This is a genomic window from Priestia sp. JNUCC 25 (assembly GCF_053667915.1).
In genome coordinates, this window is sequence record NZ_CM132211.1 from 367,502 (window position 1) to 390,500 (window position 22,999).

The following is a 22,999-nucleotide window of genomic DNA, read 5'->3' on the forward strand; positions in this document are numbered from 1 at the left end:
AAACTATGGTTGCATTCATTAACGATGTTGAAAGGAGTTTCTAGATGTTACGTAAATTGCTTTTATTTGTGTTTACCATCATTATTTCATTTTCATGTTCAACGAAGATCGCCATTGCTAAAACAGCTCAGCCTACCATCAACGTGCCTTCTTCAGCTTTAAATATTTCAAAAGAAAATACCTATCCAAATGCTAGTCAAGACACGCCATATTTGCAGCCGAGTGAGTTTACAAAAGAGCTCATTGAAACATCAAATGTAAAAATTGAAAACCCTGATTTAATTCGTATATTAAATGAATCAAACATTTCTAAAACTCCATGGGCAATTGGTTTCAGAGCAACCGTCTTTTTAGGACAGTGGCCATTAAATTACGAATCAACAGAAACAAACGTTAACTGGCAGCACCAGCGAATCAATACAAATCATTATGATAACAGAGCAGGAAAAACTCAGTACAAAATGATGTACAGTCAGGAAAATCAAAGTCATGTAAAAGGCGGATTAACAGCAAAAGTGCCTCAGCCTGATCATGTTAAACAAATGATGCTAATTGAAGCAGCTAAAAAAACAAAGCTCACTTTATCATTTCAAACGTTTGTAGGTGCCGGAACGAAAAAAGACCAGGTCTATAACGTAGCTCCTAAAAAAGTAGGTTATCTGTATGCGTATACGCCTGCTGTAAGTGAAAAGGGAAAAGTAACATATGGAGAAGTGTATGTCACAGTAAAAGGCAGCAAGCGCTCAATTGTTGTGAGAAATGTAACGTCTCAAGGAATTGGAGCATGGATTCCAGTACAAGATTATGTTTCCTTAAGCTTTGGAGCTTATGACCAGCCGAGATAACAAAAAAGAGATTCCCACGATGGAATCTCTTTTTTGTTATTTTGTAATGCTCGCTTGGAGTTTGCTGAAATCAGTATCTTGATAATAGCTGTTTTTCACCAAAATATTAGGTCCCAAACAAGACACTGCTGAACAATGACAGCTAAGTTCTTTAGAAATTGTGCTTTGCTGCCACGTATCAAAAGCGTCTGTAAGCTTTGTATCTTGAATGTTGCCAAGAGGAGGCGTATCACCAAAATCCGTTACGATAATATCTCCGTCGAAAATATTTACATTTAGGCGAGAGCGCCCGTCTGGATCGTTTCGAACAGTTACATTTTTACTGCTATATAAGCGCTGTAAGAGCGTTAAGTCTTCCTCATTATTGCTGCATGCATAAAATGGTAACGTGCCGAATAGCATCCACACATTTTCATCTCGAATATCAAGAAGGTGATGAATAGCTTGACGCATTTCAGGAAGAGATAATGTTTCTAGAGTGCTAGCAAAGTCACTTGGATACATAGGGTGTACTTCATGACGCTGACAAAGCATTTCATCAACAATTTGACGATGAATCTTTTCCATATGAGGAAGCGTACGTTTATTTAACATCGTTTCAGCTGATACGGTTACACCTGCTTTTACAAGCGCGCGGCTGTTTTCAATCATACGGTCGAAATATTTGGTGCGCTGCTCATAAGTAGGCTTTCGCTCCATCATTGCAAAGCCAGCTTCAACAAAGTCGTCCATCGTTCCCCAGTTGTGAGAAATATGTAAAACATCTAAATAAGGAATGATTTGTTCGTAACGAGCAAGGTCTAATGTTAAATTTGAATTAATCTGTGTACGGACACCACGTTCATGTGCATACTTTAATAAAGGCACCACATAATTTTTCACAGAAGATAGGGACATCATAGGCTCTCCGCCCGTAATGCTTAACGCTCGAAGAGTTGGAATTTCATCGAGGCGTTTTAAAATTAAATCAAGCGGCAGTGCGTTTGGATCTTTTGGCTGCAGTGTATATCCAACCGCGCAGTGCTCACATCGCATATTACAAAGCGTCGTTGTTGTAAATTCAACGTTTGTGAGCGTCGGTTTGCCGTATTGTTTCATATCTAAATACGCTTCCCACGGATCGAACTCCGGGGTAATTCGTTGTAAAGTGGCCATAAAAAAACTCCTTTTATTTTTCCGTAAAGTGAAATGGTTATGAAAGCATCTCACGGTCCGTCCTGCTAGACTAAATTATACGTCTCATTCAAAACGGACACCAGTGACTATTATGGATTTTATTGCTTTTAGTTGTCAAATATGAAAGTATTCGTTAGGATATAAAGAAATACGAATGAAAAGCTATATCAGGAGGGTTTAAAATGGGAAACGCCGTTCGAGATAAAGATTCACAAGTACGTTATTTAAAGGATCGTTTAAATATGTTTGTACACGTATTAGACTCTATGGAGCCTGAAAACACAGATCTAGAAGACATTGACCGTTTGATTACAATGATTGATGACCTAGAAGCAAAATGTGAGCAGTTTAAAAAAGATAAAGAATGAACAAAGGAAAAAGCGCTAGAAAAACTAGCGCTTTTTTGCTTGAAGTGGAAATCCTCCTATAAAGGTCTTTCGAAACAATTTTTGAAGGAGTATAATAAATTTTGAAAGTTGTACGACAGATAGATAAATACATACATTAGCGGGATATGGGAGGAATTAAGTGATGATTGAAGCTTTAAAACAAAGCATGTACGATTTAATTGTTGAAACATCTACAAAATTGCCAAAAGACGTTCGACGTGCTATCGCAAAGGCAAAAGCGCGTGAAAATGCAGGAACGCGTGCAGCAATGTCTTTAGCGACCATTACCAATAATATTAAGATGGCGGATGATAATTTATCGCCAATTTGTCAAGATACGGGTATGCCAACATTTAAAATTAAAACCCCTGTAGGAGTGAATCAGCTTCAAATTAAAGAAGCAATTTATTGGGCAATTGAAGAAGCAACAAAGCACGGAAAGCTTCGCCCTAACTCCGTAGATTCGTTAACGGGAGAAAACAGCGGTAATAATTTAGGCGGCGGCACGCCGGTTATTAAGTTTGAACAGTGGGAAAATGACTATATTGATGCGCGTCTTATTTTAAAAGGCGGCGGCTGTGAAAATAAAAACATTCAGTACAGCCTGCCTTGTGAAGTAGAAGGTTTAGGTAGAGCTGGCCGTGATTTAGACGGCATTCGTAAATGTGTGATGCACTCTGTGTATCAAGCACAAGGTCAAGGCTGTAGTGCCGGCGTCATTGGTGTTGGAATCGGTGGCGACCGTACAACAGGCTATGAATTAGCAAAAGAGCAGCTGTTCCGAAATTTAGATGACGAAAATCCAAATTCTCAGCTGAAAGAATTAGAAGAGTATGTAATGGAAAATGCCAATAAGTTAGGAATTGGTACAATGGGCTTTGGCGGAGAAACGACATTACTTGGCTGTAAAGTCGGCGTAATTAATCGTATTCCTGCTAGCTTCTATGTGTCAGTTGCGTATAACTGCTGGGCTTACCGTCGTTTGGGCGTTAAAATTAATGCCGATACAGGAAGCGTTCAAGAGTGGCTGTATCAAGAAGGCGAAGAAGTAGATTTTAATAAAAATGCAGGCGCAGAAGACAAACAAAATGCGGATGAAACAAAAGAAGTTGTATTACAAGCACCTATTACAGAAGAGCAAATTCGTGAATTAAAAGTTGGCGACGTGGTGCGCATCAACGGTATGCTCTACACAGGACGCGACGCTATTCATAAGCATTTAACAGATCACGATGCGCCAATTGATTTAAATGGACAAATCATTTATCACTGTGGTCCGGTTATGTTAAAAGATGAAGATGAAAAATGGCACGTAACCGCTGCAGGACCAACAACAAGTATCCGTGAAGAACCTTACCAAGGAGATATTATGAAGAAATTTGGTATCCGCGCGGTTATCGGTAAAGGCGGTATGGGTCCTAAAACGCTTGCTGCTCTTCAAGAGCATGGCGGTGTGTACTTAAATGCGATCGGCGGAGCTGCACAGTACTATGCTGATTGTATCAAGAGCGTAGAAGGCGTTGATTTGATGCAGTTCGGTATTCCTGAAGCAATGTGGCATTTAAAAGTAGAAGGCTTTACAGCTGTAGTGACGATGGATTCACACGGAAACAGCTTGCATGCAGATGTAGACAAGTCTTCATTTGAAAAGCTTGAGCAATTTAAAGAACCGGTATTTAAATAAACATACGTCCGGAACGTATGGTAAAAAGTAACGTTCATGAACGAGAAAATTGAGTGGATACTAAGCGTAAAATGACTTCCGAAAGGAGCTTCTTATGCGCCGGTTCACCTTTTTTCTCGTTTTTTTATTCGGGATGTCAACAGGCATAGCATCTGTTGAAGCACAAATGTATCCAAACACTCCGATCAGCTGGGGATTTCAAAAAAGTAAAAATCACAAGCCCGCATCCGCAGGTACAGCTTATGAACAAATTCTTGCTAAGTATGATGCTTTTTACCTCGGAGATACAAATAAAAAAAATATTTATTTAACGTTTGACAACGGTTATGAAAATGGTTATACACCGCAGGTATTAGACGTGCTCAAAAAAAGAAAGGTTCCTGCCACGTTCTTTGTAACAGGACACTATTTAAAAGAAGAGCCTAAGCTAATTAAGCGAATGGTAAAAGAAGGGCATATTGTCGGCAATCATTCATGGCATCACCCTGACTTAACTCAAGTGGATGACGCACGTTTTAAAGAGGAATTACAAAAAGTAAAAGATGAATACAAGAATATTACTGGTCGTGATGAAATGAAGTATCTTCGCTCACCTAGAGGTGTATTTAGTGAACGAACGCTAGCTCTTTCAAAGCAAGAGGGCTATACGAATGTATTTTGGTCACTTGCATTCGTTGACTGGAAAGTGAATGAACAAAAAGGCTGGCGCTACTCATACGACAATATGATGGCTCAAATACATCCAGGTGCAATCATGCTTCTGCATACCGTTTCAAAGGATAACGCAGATGCATTAGATCAAGCAATTGTGGATTTAAAAAAGCAGGGCTATACGTTTAAAAGTATTGATGATTTAATGAACGAACGCAAACAAATGAAGAAAAGTCCTTCTGAAACGAAATAAAGATAAAAACCGACGGGAATGTTTCTCCTGTCGGTTTTTTGCTGTTGAAGTGTTATAATATGCGTTGATGTCTTTTTTAAAGCGATACGGTCTAATAGGTTTTAAGCAGCTAAGGACCGTTAATAACTATATAAAGAATTTAAACTAATCGGAGTTGGTCTCATGAATAAACCAAAAACTGAAATGAAAGTTCAAAAAGGACAAACGTTTCCGTTAACGATAAAAAGACTCGGTATTAATGGAGAAGGCGTAGGATATTTTAAGCGCCAAGTCGTCTTTGTACCAGGAGCATTACCAAATGAAGAAGTGGTTGTAGAAGCAACAAATGTCCAGCATAAGTTTGCGGAAGGGAAAATCAAGCGAATTCGCAAAAAATCTCCTCATCGCGTAGATGCGCCCTGTCCTATTTATGAACAGTGCGGAGGCTGTCAGCTTCAGCACTTATCCTATGAAGGTCAGCTAGAATCTAAGCGCGATATTGTTCTGCAAGCGTTCGAACGTCACAGTTCATTAAAAAAAGTAGAGGAAAAAACACGCCAAACAATTGGCATGGAAGATCCTTGGGGCTATCGTAATAAATCACAGTTCCAAGTAGGTGTAGATAAACAAAAAGTCATCGCTGGTTTGTATGGACTGAATTCTCATCGACTGATTGACATTGAAAACTGTCCTATTCAGCATGGAGCCACGAATCACGTGACAAAAGAAATAAAACGAATTTTACAAGATCTTCAAATTCCTATCTACAATGAACGCAAACGCCGTGGTATTGTACGTACCATCGTATCTCGAGTAGGATTTGAAACGGGTGAAGTGCAAATTGTCTTGATCACGGCTAAACAAGAAATTCCGAAAAGAGAGCTGCTGATTAAAGAAATTCAGCGCCGCCTACCGGAAGTGAAATCGCTCGTACAAAACGTAAACGGCCAAAAAACATCGCTTATTTTTGGAGACGAAACGTTTACACTCGCTGGAAAGTCGGTGATTCAAGAAACGTTAGGAGATATCTCGTTCGAACTTTCAGCGCGTGCATTTTTCCAGTTGAATCCTCTTCAAACAGTGAAGCTATATGATGAAGTAAAAAAAGCAGCTGCGCTAACAGGCAATGAAAAAATTGTAGATGCTTACTGCGGAGTAGGTACAATTGGCTTATGGCTTGCTAAAGATGCCAAAGAAATTCGCGGAATGGATACGATTGAAGAATCGATTGTAGACGCGAGAAAAAATGCCAAAGATCATGGATTTGAGCATGCCACATATGTGACGGGTCCAGCTGAAAAGTGGATGCCGAAGTGGGTAAAAGAAGGCTGGAAGCCAGACGTAATCGTCGTTGACCCGCCGCGAACAGGCTGTGATGACAAGCTTCTAAAAACGATTTTACAAGTGAAGTCAAAGAAAGTGGTTTACGTTTCTTGTAATCCATCCACATTAGCGAAAGATGTGCAGCAGCTGTCGAAGGCTTATCATGTTGATTACATTCAGCCTGTTGATATGTTCCCTCATACGGCGCATGTGGAGAATGTGGTAAGTTTGACGTTAAAGAAATGAATAGAAAAAGAGTAAAGGGCAGATTTGATTCTGCTCTTTTTTCTTTGAGCTGTACTTTTATTAATGGGGGAATTGTTAAAATTAAACATCTGTTCTTTTAGAGTAGAAAATATTTTAGTATAGTGAATCGAAATTCCCATAAAGTCTAGATTTAGAAAGTTTTACATCGCTAAAGAGAAATTACATAAGAGGATTAATGCTTTTAAAACAAACTATAATGACGTATTTTATACAAATAATAAACGCAAATTCTATCCCAAAACCCAAACCTTTAACCACATCGATAATACTATATTAATAAAACTAATAAAAAGTATGTACAGAGGTGGCAGAGGTCAAAATGGACTCAATGTTTTTAAAAGGGCTTACTGGCGAAGTGGTAACGCCAAAAGACCCAATTTATGAGGAAGCTCGTCAGGGATGGAATCGTGCTGTTAATAAATTTCCGCTTGTGATTGTATACTGTGAAAAAAAGCAGGATGTTGTGAATGCGATCCGCTGGGCGCGCAAGCATCGTGTTGATATTCGCATTCGATCTGGCGGTCATCATTATGAAGGGTATTCTACGGGTGACTGTGTATTAGTCATTGATATTAGTCGATTAAATGGGTTGAAATTGGATAGGAAACGGAACATTTTAAAGATGAAAGCAGGAGAGGAAAATACGGAAGTGTATGATTTCATCGGTTCGAACGGATATGTGTTTCCAGGAGGAACGTGTCCGACTGTTGGGGTATCTGGCTTTACACTTGGTGGAGGCTGGGGACTTTCGAGCAGACTTTACGGGTTAGGGTGCGACAGCTTGATAGAGCTAGAATTAGTCAATTATGAAGGAAGGCTCATTAAGGCAAACAAATCGTGTAACGCGGATCTTTTTTGGGCATGCCGCGGTGCCGGTGGCGGTAACTTTGGCGTTGTGGTAAGCATGACGTTTCAGCTTCCAAAGCCCACGAACAGCTCTGTGACGCTCGTTCGATTCTTTTATGTAGGTACTACAAAGGAGAAGCAGGCACAAGTGATGAATATATGGCAAAACTGGCTGCCCAAACTGGACAAACGTATGAAGCTAGTTGCAAGCATTTTATAATGCAGGAGGAGAAGGGTTAGGCATATTTGCAAACGGATTCTTTTACGGCTCCCCAGAAAGAGCTCGGGAGATTTTGCAGCCTTTTGCAGAAGTAGAAAGGTTTCAAGTAGAGCTGGAATCATTATCTTTTCTTGAAGCGGTAAAAAAAATAGAAGCAACCTATCCTCCATCTGAAAAATTTAAGTCAACGGGAAGATTTGTGCACAGAAGCTATTCACGTGGTGAGCTTGAAAATCTTGCAGATCTCATACAGCGTCCGGCAGAAGGTTCCGTGTATGATGCGATTTCTTTTTATGCACTAGGAGGAGAAATTCGCCGTGTTGGTAAAAGAGAAACGGCTTTTTTCTACAGAAACGCCAGATATATTATGGGGTTTCAGTCTGTCTGGACAGAAGATGTATTTGCAAGAGCAAACAGAGATTGGCTTCGCAAGCGATTTGAATATATTAAAAGTATTACGGTAGATTCCTATGTGAATTTTCCTATCAGCAACCTGAGAAACTACGAACGTGAGTATTTTGGAGACAACGCAGAGAGATTAGAAAGAGTGAACAAAAAGTATGATCCGTTTAATGTGTTCAGGTTCCCGCAAGGACTCAGGTAGCGCGAGGAAAAGGATACTAAGTTGACGATTGAAACTGTTCAATTACCTTCTGTCGAAGAAGGTAAATAAATGAAAGTAATCTTTCCTGTTGACAAAGCATCTAACTGGTATTAGAATAAACAACTATTCGACAGTCATTCTATTGATTGAAAAAATTAATACGTAGAAAGCTATGATTGCTATGGATCACACTATAGCAGGAGCAGCTTCTGGAGAGATCGCGATAGTTTCGCGACGCCGAAGGGTTCACAATCTCAGGCAAAAGGACAGAAGAGTACCGGATATTTATTTGGCATGTTACTAATTGGTAGCATGTACCTTAATATTTGTTATTCTTATGACCATGAGATTGGAGCGCATCCAATCTCTTTTTTTTATTGGACTTTATTTGTAGTCCGCACGATCGCATCAAAGGTTTTATTGTTAGGAGGAGTTAGAGTTGGAACAACGAGAATTAAAGAGGGATTTATCCAATCGTCATGTTCAGCTAATCGCGATTGGGGGAACCATTGGTACGGGCTTGTTTTTAGGTTCTGGTAAAGCAATACAGCTTGCAGGTCCCTCTATCATCTTTGCTTATTTAATTGTTGGTATTGCGCTTTTCTTTGTGATGAGAGCGCTAGGAGAACTACTGCTGTCTAAAGCAGGTTATCAATCGTTAACAGATATTGCTGAAGAGTATCTTGGACCGTGGGCGTCATTTGTAACGGGATGGACCTACTGGTTTTGCTGGATTATGACAGCTATGGCTGATGTGATTGCAGTTGGCGTATATGTGAAATATTGGTTCAATATTCCTCAGTGGATTCCCGCACTTATTTGTGTAATCATTTTATTAGGTCTTAATTTATTAACCGTAAAATTATTTGGAGAATTAGAGTTTTGGTTTGCTTTAATAAAGGTTATTACGATTCTTGCATTAATTATTATTGGCGTTATTTTGCTGGTAATGGGATTTAAAACAGACGCGGGATCCGTTACTGTTCAAAACATTTGGAATCACGGAGGACTGTTTCCAAATGGGGTTTCAGGTTTCTTACTTTCATTCCAAATGGTTATATTCGCATACGTCGGGGTTGAATTGGTAGGGGTATCGGCAGCAGAAACATCAAATCCCCAAAAAAATATTCCATCGGCCATTAATAAAATTCCGCTGCGAATCTTATTTTTCTATGTTGGGGCGCTTATTGTCCTTTTATTTATTAACCCGTGGATGGAATTAAATGCAGCAGAAAGCCCATTTGTTAAAACCTTTAGTTTAGTCGGAATTCCGCTTGCTGCTGGAATTATTAATTTTGTTGTATTAACTTCAGCCGCTTCTGCTTGTAATAGCGGAATGTTTTCAACAAGCCGTATCTTATATAATTTAAGTAAAAATGACCAAGGGCCATCTAAGTTTGCAAAACTGAACAAAAACCACGTACCAAGCAACGGATTGTTTGTATCTACGCTGGTCATCTCAGCGGGAGCTCTTTTAAGCAAACTTATACCAGACCAAGCTTTCGGCATCGTCACGACCATTAGCGCTATTTGTTTTATTTGGGTGTGGAGTATCATTCTTATTTGCCATCTAAGGTATAAAAAGACGCGTCCGCAGCTGCATGCAGCATCAGCATTTAAAGCACCGTTAACACCATTTATAAACTATGTTGTGCTAGCTTTGTTTGCGGTGATTCTTTTTATTATGCTGTTTTCTGACGCGACGCGCCCAGCCTTATTGTTGACGCCCGTTTGGTTTATTCTCTTATTTATTTTTTACTGGACTAGAAGGAAAAAGAAAATAAATCTTTAAAGGCTAGAAAATCAGCAGGGAATAAACATGATTTTTTATAAAAGAATATAGTAAATTTCTGACCTCATCACTCCGTGATGAGGTCTTTTTAGTGGAGGATAAATAATTGATTTCTACTGCATGAATAAAATGCAGGAAGCAAAGTTTATAGAAGAAAACTAAAAATTTGTTCTAACAGAAAACACAGTGAGAAAGCTCATAGTTTTCTGATAGGAATGTAGAACAAATTGCTTTTCTTCTGTGTCTAAAGATGGAATTCCGTCATTTATATGGAAAAGTTTTCATTTTGCAGTACAATGGAGGTAGACTTCATTAGATTAAGGTGAACAAACATGAAATGGTTTAAATCTCATACGTTTTGGAAAATCTTCACGATTAATGTGCTTCTTATTTGTACCGTACTGACGCTAATGTTTATTGTTTCAAGAGTGATGCTGCCTAATATTTCTCAAAATCAATATCGACAGGTAACTGATAAAACCGTCAAGAGAATGAAAGAGCAAATTAACGTCGTCATTAAAGATATTTGGAGCCTGGGAGACGAGGTACAGCAAGATCCTATTTTTTTATCGGATGATGAACAAGAAATAGACGAAGAATTGCAGAAAATAGTTAATATTTCACCGTATATCGATAGCGGAACCATTTTTAATGTAAAAGGGTATGTTGAGCATTATTACCCGAATGATTTAAAGAATATGAAACATGTGAACTTAAGTAAAAGAAAATATTTTCAAGAAGCGCTGCGAACCAAAAAAATATATTTAAGCGATGTCGTTTCAGCAGATACAAAGCACTACATTGTGGTGATGGCGATTCCTATTTTGGATGGGCAGCAAAATGTAAAAAAGGTTGTAAATTTAGCGCTGCGAATTGAAGAAAATAAAAGTTTTCAATCCATCTTTCAAACGTTTGATATAGGAGAGAACGGCTATACATTTATTGTAGACCGCAATGGTAGAATTATTTCCCACCCAGAGAAACAGAGAATCGGTGAAAATGCTAAGAAAAATGAAATCGTTCAGAAAACGATGAATCATAAATCAGGATATCAGCGGGTTGTGAACACCGAAGGTAAGTATTTCTTTGCGTCTTTCGAATATATTCCTGTTTTGGATTGGGGAATTGTCGCTGAATTACCCGTTGAAGAAATTTACAGGCCTTATGAAATGTTTGAAAAAACGCTTTGGATCGTTTCAGGCGTTACGATTTTACTGCTTTCTTTTTTTACTGCGTTATATGCAAGGCAAATTGTGAATCCAATTCATAAACTATATGAATTGGCGGGACAAGTAGCGCGCGGGAATTTTAATCAAAAAATTCCGGAACGAGAAATTGAGCGGGGCGAAATCGGTATTTTATCTAAACAGTTTAATGAAATGATTAGCTATATACGCCATTCTAAAGCAAATTTACAGCAAAAAGAAAATCAGCTGCAGGAACAAAAAACGTTTTTAAGACAAGTTATTGACATTAATCCAAGCTATATTTATGCTATCAATCAAAAAAGGGAATTCATTCTCGTTAATGAATCTTTTGCGATGCTCTTAGGTGAAAAATCTGATGACTTAATTGGACAATCGATTGATAAATATCAGTTCAACCTTCAATCAGATCTTTTATATAAAGGGGAGTTTTCAAACTGTACCCAAAAAGGGATGGTATTAGAAGAACAGTTTAAAGATTCGAAAGGAAACCGGCGCTGGGTCGAAACAGCAAAACTTCCTATTATAAATGAAAAACAGGAAGTGATTCAAATGCTGTGCGTATCGACAGATATTACGGAGCGTAAAAAGGCAGAAGAGAAGCTTAGAACTTCTGAGAAGCTTGCCGTGGTAGGAGAACTTGCAGCTGGAGTGGCTCATGAAATCAAAAATCCTTTAACTTCTTTAAAAGGTTTTGTTCACTTATTAAAAGAACAACATCCTAAAGATGCTTTGTATATAGATATCATGGAAACTGAATTAGAACGAATGAATGGAATCGTAGAAGAATTTTTGATGTTAGGAAAACCTCAGGTAATGAAGGTTGAATCTTTGAACATGCAAGCGCTTGTTCAAGAAGTGTGCTCACTTCTTGAACCTGAAGCAGTAGAAAAGGAAGTAGCTTTCATATTTGAAAGAGACGATCAGTTACCAAAGGTGTATGGAGATAAAAATCAGTTAAAACAAGTATTTATTAATATTATTAAAAATTCTATCGAAGCAATGCCTGAAGGAGGAGCTATTCATATTACGATTAAAGTAAAAGAAAACCACCTTTGGCTGCAGCTTGCTGATGAAGGACAGGGTATTCCTCCTGAACGGTTAGCGAAGATAGGTGAGCCTTTTTATAGTACAAAAGAAAAAGGTACAGGTTTAGGACTGATGGTCAGCTATCGGATTATTAAAGCTCACCACGCGCAGATGACGTTTTCTAGTCAGTTAGATAAAGGAACAAGTGTGGATATATTGTTTCCAATCATAAAAAAGTAGGGGAACTTCCCCTACTTTTTATTATTATACTTATAATATATCAAAAGCGTTGATGGTACTAAAATAAATGAAAGTGCTAAAGAAGATATCCACAGGTTAACAAGAAGTTAACTGCTGAATTATATAGGATATTCACAACTTTATCCACACTATTCACATTTTATCAGAAAATTTACATAAAAATTACCCACTGTTATTTCAAGTTATGAAAGCGGTAATATGCATATTCAATAAAGTTATACACATTATCCACATAATTGTGGGTAAACTTTGTGGATATAGTAGAGTGTTAAAAAAACGTAAATCATACGCTTGAAATCTTCGTGTTATTATTTTTACATAATATAAAAACGTCCTTCCGATACAAACTGTACAGAAAGGATGTTGGGATGATCAAGCGTTGGATAGAGATGTTTTGCCTCACTTATTTTTTCGTGTAGCCGCCTGCACGGTCTGCTTTTTTAAACTCGCGGCCGTAATAGATTTCTTGAGCGCTACTTAACGTATTTTTTGCGTTTTCTTTTCGTTTTTTTTCAGACATAAAAAAACCTCCAATTAACGTTTTTCGATCATGCTACTTATTTTTTCCAGAATCTCTCGTTTTTAATCATAAAAAAAGCTCTCCGTTACACGGAGAGACTCTTACGCTTCTTTAAGCTGGTGATCTTCTTGAACGTCTTGCTCGTGACGCAAGTAGTATAATGTATACAAGTCTTTTGGAATTTCGTATAAATCATATACGTCTTCATGTTGATTAATTTCATCGTATAAAGCTTTGTGTGTTTCATTCGCAAGTACTGCATAAGGCAGTTTTTCTGCAGCCTTAATAGACCTAATATTAATTTTGCGAATTCGCATAAAAATTCGCTCTATATTTAACTCAAAGAACAGTTCATTAAAGAACGCTTCTTTTGCAATTTGATTATATCCTTTTCCATGAAACGGTTTGCCAAGCCAAGTGCCTAAAAAACCAGCTTGGTCCTGTACATCAAATAAATTAATGGTGCCGATAGGGTTACCCCATTCGTCTAAAATCGTGCGAGAAATAATTTCTCCATGATCTTCTGCTTCCATCGTTTGTTTAGTCACAAATAAAAATTCTTCATAGGAATGGGCTTTATGACGAACAAAAGGGAAGACATCAGGATGTACCATGAGTTCGTATAGAGATTGACAGTCATTTAGGTCACGTTTTTTTAACATAACTTTTCCCTCCTGATCGAGGGTATATACAGACTCCAATCAAGTCCCCACCCTCGAAATTTTTTAATAATTAAAAAAATTTCGGGGTGGGAATCGAACCCACTAGAACCAGTTACCTGGTGGCGCACCATTTGCCTTCCCATTACAAGTCAACAAACATAAAAAGTCAACGTGTGATGTTTATGCTTTTGTGAAATTCACATGCTTCTAAACGTATCATACTAAAAAAAATAAAAAAAGAAAATAGGTAAAATGTTAATTTTTTTTAAATAATATTTTACCATCTATCATGGTGAAAAGGGGCTTTGCTAAGTAGTGAAAGGGATGATGGCTCCATAGCACTAAATCAGCGTCTTTTCCTGCTTCGATACTGCCGATTCGCTGATCAATACGGAGATTTCGAGCAGCAGCAATGGTGATGCCTTCTAATGCTTTTTGTTCTTCGAGTCCTTCACGTACGGCAATGGATGCACAAATATTTAAGTACTGAATGGGCGTATAAGGGTGGTCTGTTGTAATGGAAACTTCTACTCCTTCATTGCAGAGAGCTTGATAGGTTTTCCACGTTTTATTTTTCAATTCAACCTTTGAGCGGCGTGTTAAAGTTGGTCCCACGCTTACTTTTAAGTTTCTTCCACTTAGCTCTTTAGCAATTAAGTGACCTTCTGTACAGTGTTCAATACGAACGTCTAAATTAAATTCATCTGCTAAGCGCAGAGCTGATAGAATATCATCGGCTCGGTGAGCATGAATTCGAACGGGAATCTCTCTATTCAGTGCTTGAATGAGCGGTTTGATTCGCAAATCATCTTTATTGTCACTGCTTTTTGCATGATAAAAGGCTTCTCTCAGCATCCCCATAATGCCCATTCGTGTAATGGATTCTTTATTGCCATGGCTGTGGATTCGTTTTGGATTTTCTCCTAGCGCAATCTTAAGTCCAGCTGTCTCTTGAATCAACATTTGAGAAATACTTGTTCCGGCTGTTTTAATAACGGACGTTGTACCTCCGATCACATTTGCACTTCCAGGCATAATGTGTACAGACGTAATACCCGCTTCAATGGCATCTTTAAACCCAGGATCTAAAGGATGTACGCTGTCAAAAGCTCGGATATGGGGAGTCATAGGCTCGATTGTTTCGTTAGCATCATTTCCCGCCCAGCCGGTTCCTTCATCATATAGTCCTAGATGTGTATGAACATCAATAAATCCAGGGAATAAGTAGCGCTGTTTGCAGTCAATGACTTCTACTTGAAGAGGAGGCTGCAAGTTTGGCCCAATTAAAACAATTTTTCCATCTTGAATGAGCACATCACTATTATAAATAGGTTTTGACGTAATAGGATAGAGCGTTGCATTTTTCAAGAGAATGGTTTTCATAAAGGATGCTCCTATCTATCGGCAGCTTAGTCACCTGTTTTAGGTAAATATCAGAAAATAACTAGAGTAAATCTCGCAATGCATCTTCTAATACAGTATATGTAAAAATGTAATTCTGTTGAATCAATTTTTCAGGTAAAACACGCTGTCCTTTCAAAATAATCATACTCATTTCTCCCATCAGCAGCTGAAGGCCAAAGCTAGGTACGGGCATCCAGTGAGGGCGATTTAACACTTTGCCAATCGTCTTTCCAAACTCTTTCATTTGAACAGGGTTTGGGGCAGTTACGTTAACAGGTCCTTCTATTTGTTCGGTATGAATACAATAATCAATAATTTTGACGACGTCTTGAAGATGCACCCAAGACATCCACTGCTCTCCCGAACCAACTGTTCCTCCTGCAAATAATTTATAAGGAAGGGCAGTAGAAGGGAGTGCCCCGCCATCTTTGCCTAATATAACGCCGAACCTTGTTAAAACAGTACGAATATTGAGTTCCATCGCTTTTAACGCTTCATTTTCCCACTTTTTTACTGTTTCAGCTAAAAAATCTGTGCCCGTGGATGGAGAAGCTTCTGTGAACGTTTCTGTAGTTGATGTCCCGTAATAACCAACTGCGCTTGCGTTTACATAAAGGGACGGTTTTTCGGGTAAGGCAGCCATAATACGAAGGATTTCTTGAGTAGAAGAAAGGCGACTTTCCACAATGGCTTTTTTGCGCTCGTCCGTCCAGCGGCCGCTGTTAAGTGAAACGCCAGCTAAATTGATAAAAACGTCTGCTCCTTCTACATGCTCTTCAGGTTGGCTGTTTTCTTGCATCCACTCTACATATTTAAGTTTCGGATCTCTTGCAGCTTTATCTGCATTGCGTGTTAAAATATATACATAATGTTTTTGTGTTAAAAAATGTTTTGTTAAAGCTTTACCTACGAATCCAGTTCCTCCAGCAATAACAATTTTCATACGAATTTCCTCCTTTATTGAGATAAATAAAAATGTGTATGATACGTTTGGCGGTTCTTCAGCCATCAATTTAATAAGAAATATGAGGTGAAGGTTATGCCTGTTGTCACAAAAATCACAACGCAAAAGAATAGCGGTGAACGTTATAATGTGTATTTAGATTACGGTAAAGGTGAAGAGTTTGGCTTTGGTGTTGACGAAAATGTCCTCATCAAATATGACTTGAAAAAAGGTCGTGAGCTTGATGAATTTGAATTAACGGAAATTCAGTACGCAGATGATGAGAAAAAAGCTTATAATTTAGCGATCACTTACTTATCTTATCGAATGCGCTCTGAAAAAGAGGTACATGATTATTTAAAGAAAAAAGAAATTAACTCTACTATTATTCAACAAGTTATTCAGAAATTAGTCAGCCACCGTTATTTAAATGATGAAGAGTTTGCAAAAGCATTCGTGTTAACTCAAATGAACACGACATCAAAAGGACCAAATGTGATTCAAAGAGAATTAAAAGAAAAGGGAATTTCTGATTCCATTATTACCCTTAGTTTATGTGAATACCCTGAAGAACAGCAAATTCAAACTGCTGTGAAATTAATTGAAAAATTAAAAGGGAAATATAAAAAATTATCTCAAGTAATGATGAAACAAAAAATGGAACAAGCATTGGCAGTGAAGGGCTATTCATTTTCTATTATTCAAGAAGCATTTCAGCGCACGAATACAGAAAAAGAAAGCGATGAAGCATGGGAAGCTCTGCAATACCAAGGAATGAAAGCTCATCGTCGTTTTTCAAAGTATGAAGGCTGGGAATATCAGCAAAAAATAAAGCAGGCTCTTTATAGAAAAGGATTCTCTATTGACCAAATTCAATCATTTCTAGATTCTATTGAAGAGGAATAAAGGCGGGACAAAAGTATGTTAGTTGAAGGGAAATCCGAACGGTGAATCGAGATTCTTGATGGAGAATCCAACTCGTTCGGATTTTTTCAGTGTGATGGTAAACGTAAACTTCATATGTTTAGTTGCTTCTAGCAGTTGATTGGAGGGCAAGACGAAGACTCCTGCCGTCCCCGGAAAGGGAGAAGTCCTGCACGGAAATCAACCGCTGTGTCACAAGCAATTCCTATAAGATCATTTATACAATTTGTTTATCTTTAGATTAGATTGATGTAGGTATGTTTCACTCTTTTTTAAAACAAAATATCTTCTGAGTCATTCTGCTGTTTATAAATAATCTCAGCAATTTCTGAAGCCGAGCGCAATCGGCTTTTATCTTTAATGTGGTTGTTGTGATCCCAAAAAGGGGTATTCATGCCTCCCATGTAAGCTGCAATCACATGAAGGCTGGTATCTTTGTATTCCACTTTTAAACTTTCTGTAAATCCCCTTACGCCAAACTTACTTGCCACATAGACGCTTTCATTAGCTTTCCCGCGAAGTCCTGCAGTTGAAATGATATTCATAACTTTAGGTTCAGGTCTCGTCAAGAGATGAGGCATAAGCGCTTGTGTTAAAAAAATAGTTCCTTTTACATTTGTATCGATGACTTCATCGATGGCTTGTTTTGTATAATCGGTCAAAGGACCAAAATGTCCAATGCCTGCATTGTTGATAAGGATATCTACTGAATGCTGCACCAGCAGTTTTTCTACAGATTTTCCTACTTCTTCATACTTTGTAATATCTACAGACATCGTATATACGTTGTCTCCTAGCTCATGCTGCGCCTCTTTTAATTTATATTGATTGCGTCCAGCTAGAATGACGTTGTAGTCTTTTGCGTAAAATTTAGCGAGTTCTTTTCCAAGACCCGTCGCACCGCCCGTGATTAGCACTGTTTTCATTCCCAAAACTCCCTTTTCATAGTCTCCCTTTAGTTATACCTTTTGTTATAATAAAATGAAAGCAAACAAGGGGGAAAACAGCATGTCTGAAAAACGTTACAGCGATATGACGACGTATGAACTTCAACAAGAAATTGGGTCTCTTCAAGAAAAAGCACGAAAAGCTGAACAGCTTGGCATGGTCAATGAGTATGCAGTATTAGAAAGAAAGGTAACAATGGCTAGGTCGTATTTATTGGATCCCGAAACGTTTAAAGCAGGGGAAGTATATGAAATTCAAGGAGATCCGGGTTCATATTTTAAAATTGATTATATGAACGGAGTTTTTGCGTGGGGATTTAGGCTTGGCTCACCGCAAAACGAAGAGGCATTGCCTATTTCCATGTTGAAAAAATAAAGGGATAAACAAGCAGCACGAAGTGTGCTGCTTGTTTGATTTCTATATTCACTCTATTTTTAAACGTAAAGCAAGCGGTTATTCTTCGCGCTCATTAGAAGCATGCATACGTTCTTGAGGATGCGTGTTAATAGTTCCATTTGCACGTTTTGAAGCGTACTCAGCTTTTGCTCGAGGTTCGCCTTCAAACTTAGTATGATGTTGGTTTGGAAAATCTTTTGCTTTATTGCGCATCGATACCTCTCCTTTTACAACAGAAAGCGTTGCGGTTATGATATAGTACATGAGGGAGTGAATAACTCCGCATTTATAGTGTAAGTTAAAAGTGCAAACATACTCATAAAGAATTTTGGTAATCGAGGTGTTCTTATGAACGATATATTTGAAAGATTAACGAATCAGCTATTAAATAAAAACAGTTCGCTCTCATACGCTCAAGCTCGCACGTGGGTTGAACTTTTCTGGGAAGATTTTGAGTCATCTTACGCAAAAGCAGGATATGATTATAAAGGTAAAGAAGCGACGGAAAAGGTTGTTACGATGTATATCAACAGCTACGGTGACAAACTTCATGAAATCGCGGTTAAAAACCCTAAATATCAGCATTTATTAAATAACGATGACTATTTAAAACATTAAATAAAAACGAACCGTCTTCTCAAGACGGTTCGTTTTTGGGTTTCATATTTGTTCTTGTTATGATTAGTGCGGGAGGTAATCAAGCTTTTTACGCAATTTTTTCTCACTGAAAATCCAACCTGTGTACGAGCAAATAATATTTAAATCGTAATCAAGCTGGACCACGGCTACAAATGGATAGTAATCCTTGCTGCGGTAGCGTAAATCAATAAAGCGCACTTCAATATGGTCGTTATATTCGTCCAGTTCCCATCTATAAATAGGTGAAAATGAAAGAAAAGCAGATAAATTTTCATCTTTTTTCGCTACTTCAATTACAGCGGATTCAGGGATTGGAACTTTATCAAACGTATCATAAATAAAAATTTCTTCTCCGATTGCTCTTCCTACGTGAAAATACTTTTCGGTCGTCACAGCTAAATGCCAGTGAGTGAAACGCATTGTAGGAGAGATATTGAGCTTGATTACATCAGGAAACTGTTTTCGAAGCTTCTTGGCGATCTGGTGGCGCATATAAAAGCGCAGTCCATAGTAAAACGCCAATAGCACATACAGCGTAATGAATGTTGGTCCCGGCTCTGCTCCAGCAAACCAAATGATAATCGCAAGGACGTGAGCTGAAAAAATCACGTAATCAAACGTGTTGATTACGCCAAGCGCAATCCATTTATTTGTGAAAGGTCGTAAAGCTTGCGTGCCGTAAGCGTTAAAGATATCAACAAAAACGTGAATAATGACGCCTGCAAAGGTCCACATCCATAGATGCAGCAAGTTAGCTCCTGGCAGCAGAAGCGAAAGAATGAGCACAATAAGCAAAGGCCATAAAATAACAGCCGGGATAGAATGTGTAATTCCACGGTGATTGCGGATATACTGTGCATTGTTTCGCAGCTTTAAAACAGTGTCTAAATCAGGTGCTAATGACCCGGCCATTACGCCAATCATTACAGCATCCAGTGTGGCTGTATTCGCAGATACAGTGGGGTCTAATGTTGCAAGGCCGCCTAAAGCGATTCCCATTGCAATGTGTGTACCAGTATCCAGAGCGAACTCCTCCTTTGTAAAATGACAATCTTAGATTATCCTAATTCAGCATGGAAGCTGGATTTAGGGCGAAAAATCTCGCTTTATTACTAACGCAGCAAATTAGCTGTTTTTATTCATTATTTGAACAATTCATTTTACTATTCATATTTGTAGTTGTTATAAGGTTATCATAAAGTTACTAAGATTCAAAAAGCAACACATTGTATATGTATAGTTAATACCTCGGAGGCTATGACGTGAAACAAAGTAAAGATATTGTACAAAATTTCGATATTCGAGCATTTCAAGATGACTTAATCTCTTGGTTTGAGCAGGAACAGCGCATTCTACCTTGGCGTCAAGATCAGGACCCTTATAAAGTGTGGGTATCTGAAATTATGCTTCAACAAACGAGAGTAGATACGGTCATTCCTTATTTTAATAATTTTATTAGCAAATTTCCCACTATTAAAGATTTAGCTTATGCGAATGAAGATGATGTGTTAAAAGCGTGGGAAGGATTAGGCTATTATTCCCGTGCCCGTAATTTACAAACCGCCGTTCGAGAAGTTCACGAACAATACGGGGGAGAAGTTCCAAATACGCCAGCAGAAATCTCTAAACTAAAAGGAGTAGGCCCTTATACAACAGGAGCCATTTTAAGTATTGCATACGGAGTGCCGCAACCTGCTGTAGATGGAAATGTCATGCGTGTGCTATCGCGCATTTTATCCGTTTGGGATGATATTGCAAAACCGAAAACAAGAAAGCTGTTTGAAGATATCGTGCATGAAATTATTTCAAAAGATAATCCTTCCTATTTCAATCAAGGCATGATGGAACTTGGTGCCATTGTCTGTACACCAACTTCTCCTTCCTGTTTATTATGTCCAGTTCGCGAACACTGCCGTGCATTTGAAGAAGGAGTGCAGAATGAGCTTCCTGTTAAATCAAAGAAAAAAGCGCCGCGTGCTCTTCAGCTTGCTGCAGCGGTGATTAGAGACGAGGAAGGAAATTATCTGATTCATAAACGTCCAAGCAAAGGACTTTTAGCTAACCTATGGGAATTTCCAAATATAGAAGTAGATCTTAGTATAGCGCCAGATCATCAGCAGCTTCACGCATTTATTCAAAATGAGTACGGAGCCGATATTAAAATCCATGCACCGTTTACGACGATTCAGCACGTGTTTTCTCATATCGTCTGGAATATCACAGTATATGAAGCAGAGCTTATAAGTGATATCAGTGCATTAAAAAATTTGAAAGTGGTTTCTGAAAAAGATTTAGAACAATATGCATTTCCTGTTTCCCATCAAAAAATCTTAAAAGAATATTTACTTGTTAAATAAAAGAAGCGCGGATAAACTCCGCGCTTCTTTTTATTTAATCATATGATACATGCGTGCCGTGTGTGTAATCTGCTTCCTGGCGCTGTAACCCGCCCCGTGCTTCAATTTCTTTAATAATTTGCTGATGAATACTTTGTCCTTCAGCATTTAAATACGGCGTTATTTGCTGTAAAGAATGATGGAAAAACGCAAGCTCGCTGTCTTTCCACTCGCTTTTAGAAATCATTGAAAGAGCCGTCATGTCTCTACCTACATACATTCTATTCACCTCATTCATTTCATCAAGTTTTATCTATTTTCCCTATATTACTTGTTTCTTATGCGATAAAATCAGTACAATGTAAAGATAATACGATACATAAGGGAGATGACATCATGTCACAAAAGGTAGCACTAGTTACGGGAAGCAGCAGAGGTATTGGTAAAGAAATTGCCTTACGTCTGGCTAAAGAAGGATACGATATTGTATTAAACTATGCACGAAGCAAAAGTGCAGCGCAGGAAGTAGCAGAAGAAATCAAAGCATTAGGCAGAGAAGCATTAGTTGTTAAAGCAAACGTAGGAAAAGTAGAAAAAATTAAAGAAATGTTTGAGCAAATTGATGAAGTATTCGGTCGCTTAGACGTATTTGTAAGTAATGCAGCGTCAGGAGTTTTACGTCCTATTATGGAATTGGAAGAAACTCACTGGAACTGGACAATGGATATTAACAGCAAAGGATATTTATTCTGTGCACAAGAAGCGGCTAAACGTATGGAAAAAGTAGGCGGAGGAAAGATTGTTACCATCAGTTCGCTTGGGTCTATTCGCTATTTAGAAAATTATACAACAGTAGGCGTGTCAAAAGCTGCTGTAGAAGCGTTGACCCGCTATTTAGCAGTGGAGCTGGCTCCAAAGAATATTGTGGTAAATGCTGTATCTGGAGGAGCTGTGGATACAGAAGCATTAAAACATTTCCCAAATCGCGATGAGCTTCTAGATGATGCACGCAAGCATACTCCAGCTGGTCGTATGGTGGAACCAAAAGACATGGTAGATGCAGTTATGTTCTTAGTGTCCGATCAAGCAAATATGATTTGCGGTCAAACGCTTATTATTGATGGAGGGCGTTCACTTTTAATGTAAGGTAAATGTATTTTGGGCTTGCGCCTTAAAATACTGAAAAAAGTTTGCATACCCTATTTACCTCCCGGGCATATTAATTTTCGTGGAGGTGATTACAATGGCAAAGCAAACAAACAAAACAGCATCTGGTACAAGCACACAACACGTGAAACAACAAAATGCTCAAGCATCTAAAAACAACTTCGGTACTGAATTTGGTAGCGAAACAAATGTACAAGAAGTGAAACAACAAAATGCACAAGCAGCGGCAAACAAAAGCCAAAATGCTCAAGCATCTAAAAACAACTTCGGTACTGAATTTGCTAGCGAAACAAGTGCTCAAGAAGTGAGACAACAAAACGCACAAGCTCAAGCAAAGAAAAACCAAAACTCTGGTAAATACCAAGGTTAATATCAAAAGCGAACTTAACGTCTTTCATACGGCGATGTTAAGTTCGCTTTTTCTTATATAAAAAGCAACAAAGTATGACAAAACTTCTTGAAACTTTACACAACTCGTCAAAGGAATCTGTATCACCTAAACAGAATGTTAACAGAAGTGCCGCGTGTATGGTTAA

At 38.3% G+C, this 22,999-nt stretch carries 22 protein-coding genes, 1 pseudogene and 1 riboswitch; of the genes and pseudogenes, 14 read left to right on the forward strand and 9 right to left on the reverse strand.

Annotated features, from left to right (window positions below; translation table 11 throughout):
• Positions 1-44: 44 nt before the first annotated feature.
• Positions 45-845: a YfkD famly protein gene (locus JNUCC25_RS01960; protein ID WP_013081530.1), complete on the forward strand. Its 801-nt coding sequence runs from the start codon at positions 45-47 to the stop codon at positions 843-845.
• Positions 846-881: 36 nt separating this feature from the next.
• Here JNUCC25_RS01960 and yfkAB read toward each other — a convergent pair whose 3' ends face one another.
• The gene (gene yfkAB, locus JNUCC25_RS01965; RefSeq protein WP_454222703.1) at positions 882-2,000 is read right to left on the reverse strand and encodes a radical SAM/CxCxxxxC motif protein YfkAB; all 1,119 of its coding nucleotides are present in this window, start codon (positions 1,998-2,000) and stop codon (positions 882-884) included.
• Positions 2,001-2,203: 203 nt separating this feature from the next.
• On the opposite strand from yfkAB, the gene JNUCC25_RS01970 reads away from it, so the two are divergent.
• The 7 genes and pseudogenes from JNUCC25_RS01970 (at position 2,204) to JNUCC25_RS02000 (ending at position 12,503) form a co-directional block, all read left to right on the forward strand.
• Positions 2,204-2,389, forward strand: coding sequence for an SE1561 family protein (locus JNUCC25_RS01970; protein ID WP_013081532.1), 186 nt, complete (start codon positions 2,204-2,206; stop codon positions 2,387-2,389).
• A gap of 163 nt (positions 2,390-2,552) precedes the next feature.
• Positions 2,553-4,094, forward strand: coding sequence for a fumarate hydratase (locus JNUCC25_RS01975; RefSeq protein WP_013055143.1), 1,542 nt, complete (start codon positions 2,553-2,555; stop codon positions 4,092-4,094).
• A gap of 94 nt (positions 4,095-4,188) precedes the next feature.
• A complete protein-coding gene (gene pdaA, locus JNUCC25_RS01980; protein ID WP_064471275.1) occupies positions 4,189-4,998 on the forward strand; it encodes a delta-lactam-biosynthetic de-N-acetylase in 810 nt (269 codons plus the stop codon).
• Positions 4,999-5,160: 162 nt separating this feature from the next.
• A complete protein-coding gene (gene rlmD, locus JNUCC25_RS01985; protein WP_029324560.1) occupies positions 5,161-6,546 on the forward strand; it encodes a 23S rRNA (uracil(1939)-C(5))-methyltransferase RlmD in 1,386 nt (461 codons plus the stop codon).
• A 340-nt stretch (positions 6,547-6,886) separates the two neighbouring features.
• Positions 6,887-8,237: pseudogene (locus JNUCC25_RS01990) on the forward strand (FAD-binding oxidoreductase).
• 199 nt (positions 8,238-8,436) lie between these two features.
• Positions 8,437-8,517, forward strand: a riboswitch (glycine riboswitch).
• Between the two features lie 159 nt (positions 8,518-8,676).
• A complete protein-coding gene (locus JNUCC25_RS01995; RefSeq protein WP_029324558.1) occupies positions 8,677-10,029 on the forward strand; it encodes an amino acid permease in 1,353 nt (450 codons plus the stop codon).
• A gap of 332 nt (positions 10,030-10,361) precedes the next feature.
• Positions 10,362-12,503 (forward strand): PAS domain-containing sensor histidine kinase, encoded by a 2,142-nt coding sequence (locus JNUCC25_RS02000; RefSeq protein ID WP_029324556.1) that lies wholly within the window; start codon positions 10,362-10,364, stop codon positions 12,501-12,503.
• A 424-nt stretch (positions 12,504-12,927) separates the two neighbouring features.
• Here JNUCC25_RS02000 and JNUCC25_RS02005 read toward each other — a convergent pair whose 3' ends face one another.
• The 4 genes from JNUCC25_RS02005 to JNUCC25_RS02020 form a co-directional block, all read right to left on the reverse strand.
• Entirely contained in the window at positions 12,928-13,044 is a 117-nt protein-coding gene (locus JNUCC25_RS02005; RefSeq protein ID WP_013055148.1) for a YfhE family protein, read from the reverse strand.
• 101 nt (positions 13,045-13,145) lie between these two features.
• Entirely contained in the window at positions 13,146-13,706 is a 561-nt protein-coding gene (locus JNUCC25_RS02010; RefSeq protein ID WP_013055149.1) for a GNAT family N-acetyltransferase, read from the reverse strand.
• A 255-nt stretch (positions 13,707-13,961) separates the two neighbouring features.
• Positions 13,962-15,089 carry an amidohydrolase gene (locus JNUCC25_RS02015; RefSeq protein ID WP_013055150.1) on the reverse strand — a complete coding sequence of 376 codons (1,128 nt, stop codon included), beginning with the start codon at positions 15,087-15,089 and terminating at the stop codon, positions 13,962-13,964.
• Positions 15,090-15,150: 61 nt separating this feature from the next.
• Complete coding sequence (locus JNUCC25_RS02020; RefSeq protein ID WP_098278440.1) at positions 15,151-16,053, reverse strand: TIGR01777 family oxidoreductase; 903 nt, start codon at positions 16,051-16,053, stop codon at positions 15,151-15,153.
• A 96-nt stretch (positions 16,054-16,149) separates the two neighbouring features.
• Between JNUCC25_RS02020 and recX the strand changes: the two genes are divergently transcribed.
• Entirely contained in the window at positions 16,150-16,959 is an 810-nt protein-coding gene (gene recX, locus JNUCC25_RS02025; protein ID WP_098278441.1) for a recombination regulator RecX, read from the forward strand.
• Positions 16,960-17,249: 290 nt separating this feature from the next.
• Here recX and JNUCC25_RS02030 read toward each other — a convergent pair whose 3' ends face one another.
• Complete coding sequence (locus JNUCC25_RS02030; RefSeq protein ID WP_013055153.1) at positions 17,250-17,903, reverse strand: SDR family NAD(P)-dependent oxidoreductase; 654 nt, start codon at positions 17,901-17,903, stop codon at positions 17,250-17,252.
• Between the two features lie 82 nt (positions 17,904-17,985).
• Here JNUCC25_RS02030 and JNUCC25_RS02035 point away from each other — a divergent pair, with 82 nt between their 5' ends.
• A complete protein-coding gene (locus JNUCC25_RS02035) occupies positions 17,986-18,300 on the forward strand; it encodes a YfhH family protein (protein ID WP_013055154.1) in 315 nt (104 codons plus the stop codon).
• A gap of 78 nt (positions 18,301-18,378) precedes the next feature.
• On the opposite strand, the gene JNUCC25_RS02040 is transcribed toward JNUCC25_RS02035, so the two are convergent.
• On the reverse strand, positions 18,379-18,534 hold the full coding sequence (locus JNUCC25_RS02040; RefSeq protein ID WP_013055155.1) for a small, acid-soluble spore protein K: 156 nt from the start codon (positions 18,532-18,534) through the stop codon (positions 18,379-18,381).
• 135 nt (positions 18,535-18,669) lie between these two features.
• On the opposite strand from JNUCC25_RS02040, the gene JNUCC25_RS02045 reads away from it, so the two are divergent.
• A complete protein-coding gene (locus JNUCC25_RS02045) occupies positions 18,670-18,939 on the forward strand; it encodes a YfhJ family protein (RefSeq protein WP_013055156.1) in 270 nt (89 codons plus the stop codon).
• 63 nt (positions 18,940-19,002) lie between these two features.
• Here JNUCC25_RS02045 and JNUCC25_RS02050 read toward each other — a convergent pair whose 3' ends face one another.
• Positions 19,003-19,983, reverse strand: coding sequence for a metal-dependent hydrolase (locus JNUCC25_RS02050; protein ID WP_029324552.1), 981 nt, complete (start codon positions 19,981-19,983; stop codon positions 19,003-19,005).
• A 239-nt stretch (positions 19,984-20,222) separates the two neighbouring features.
• Here JNUCC25_RS02050 and mutY point away from each other — a divergent pair, with 239 nt between their 5' ends.
• A complete protein-coding gene (gene mutY / locus JNUCC25_RS02055) occupies positions 20,223-21,317 on the forward strand; it encodes an A/G-specific adenine glycosylase (RefSeq protein ID WP_013055158.1) in 1,095 nt (364 codons plus the stop codon).
• A 34-nt stretch (positions 21,318-21,351) separates the two neighbouring features.
• On the opposite strand, the gene JNUCC25_RS02060 is transcribed toward mutY, so the two are convergent.
• Positions 21,352-21,576 (reverse strand): hypothetical protein, encoded by a 225-nt coding sequence (locus tag JNUCC25_RS02060; protein ID WP_025752758.1) that lies wholly within the window; start codon positions 21,574-21,576, stop codon positions 21,352-21,354.
• Positions 21,577-21,692: 116 nt separating this feature from the next.
• On the opposite strand from JNUCC25_RS02060, the gene fabL reads away from it, so the two are divergent.
• Both fabL and JNUCC25_RS02070 read left to right on the forward strand, forming a co-directional pair.
• Entirely contained in the window at positions 21,693-22,442 is a 750-nt protein-coding gene (gene fabL, locus JNUCC25_RS02065) for an enoyl-[acyl-carrier-protein] reductase FabL (RefSeq protein ID WP_013055160.1), read from the forward strand.
• A 97-nt stretch (positions 22,443-22,539) separates the two neighbouring features.
• The gene (locus JNUCC25_RS02070) at positions 22,540-22,833 is read left to right on the forward strand and encodes a gamma-type small acid-soluble spore protein (protein ID WP_013055161.1); all 294 of its coding nucleotides are present in this window, start codon (positions 22,540-22,542) and stop codon (positions 22,831-22,833) included.
• Positions 22,834-22,999 lie beyond the last annotated feature (166 nt).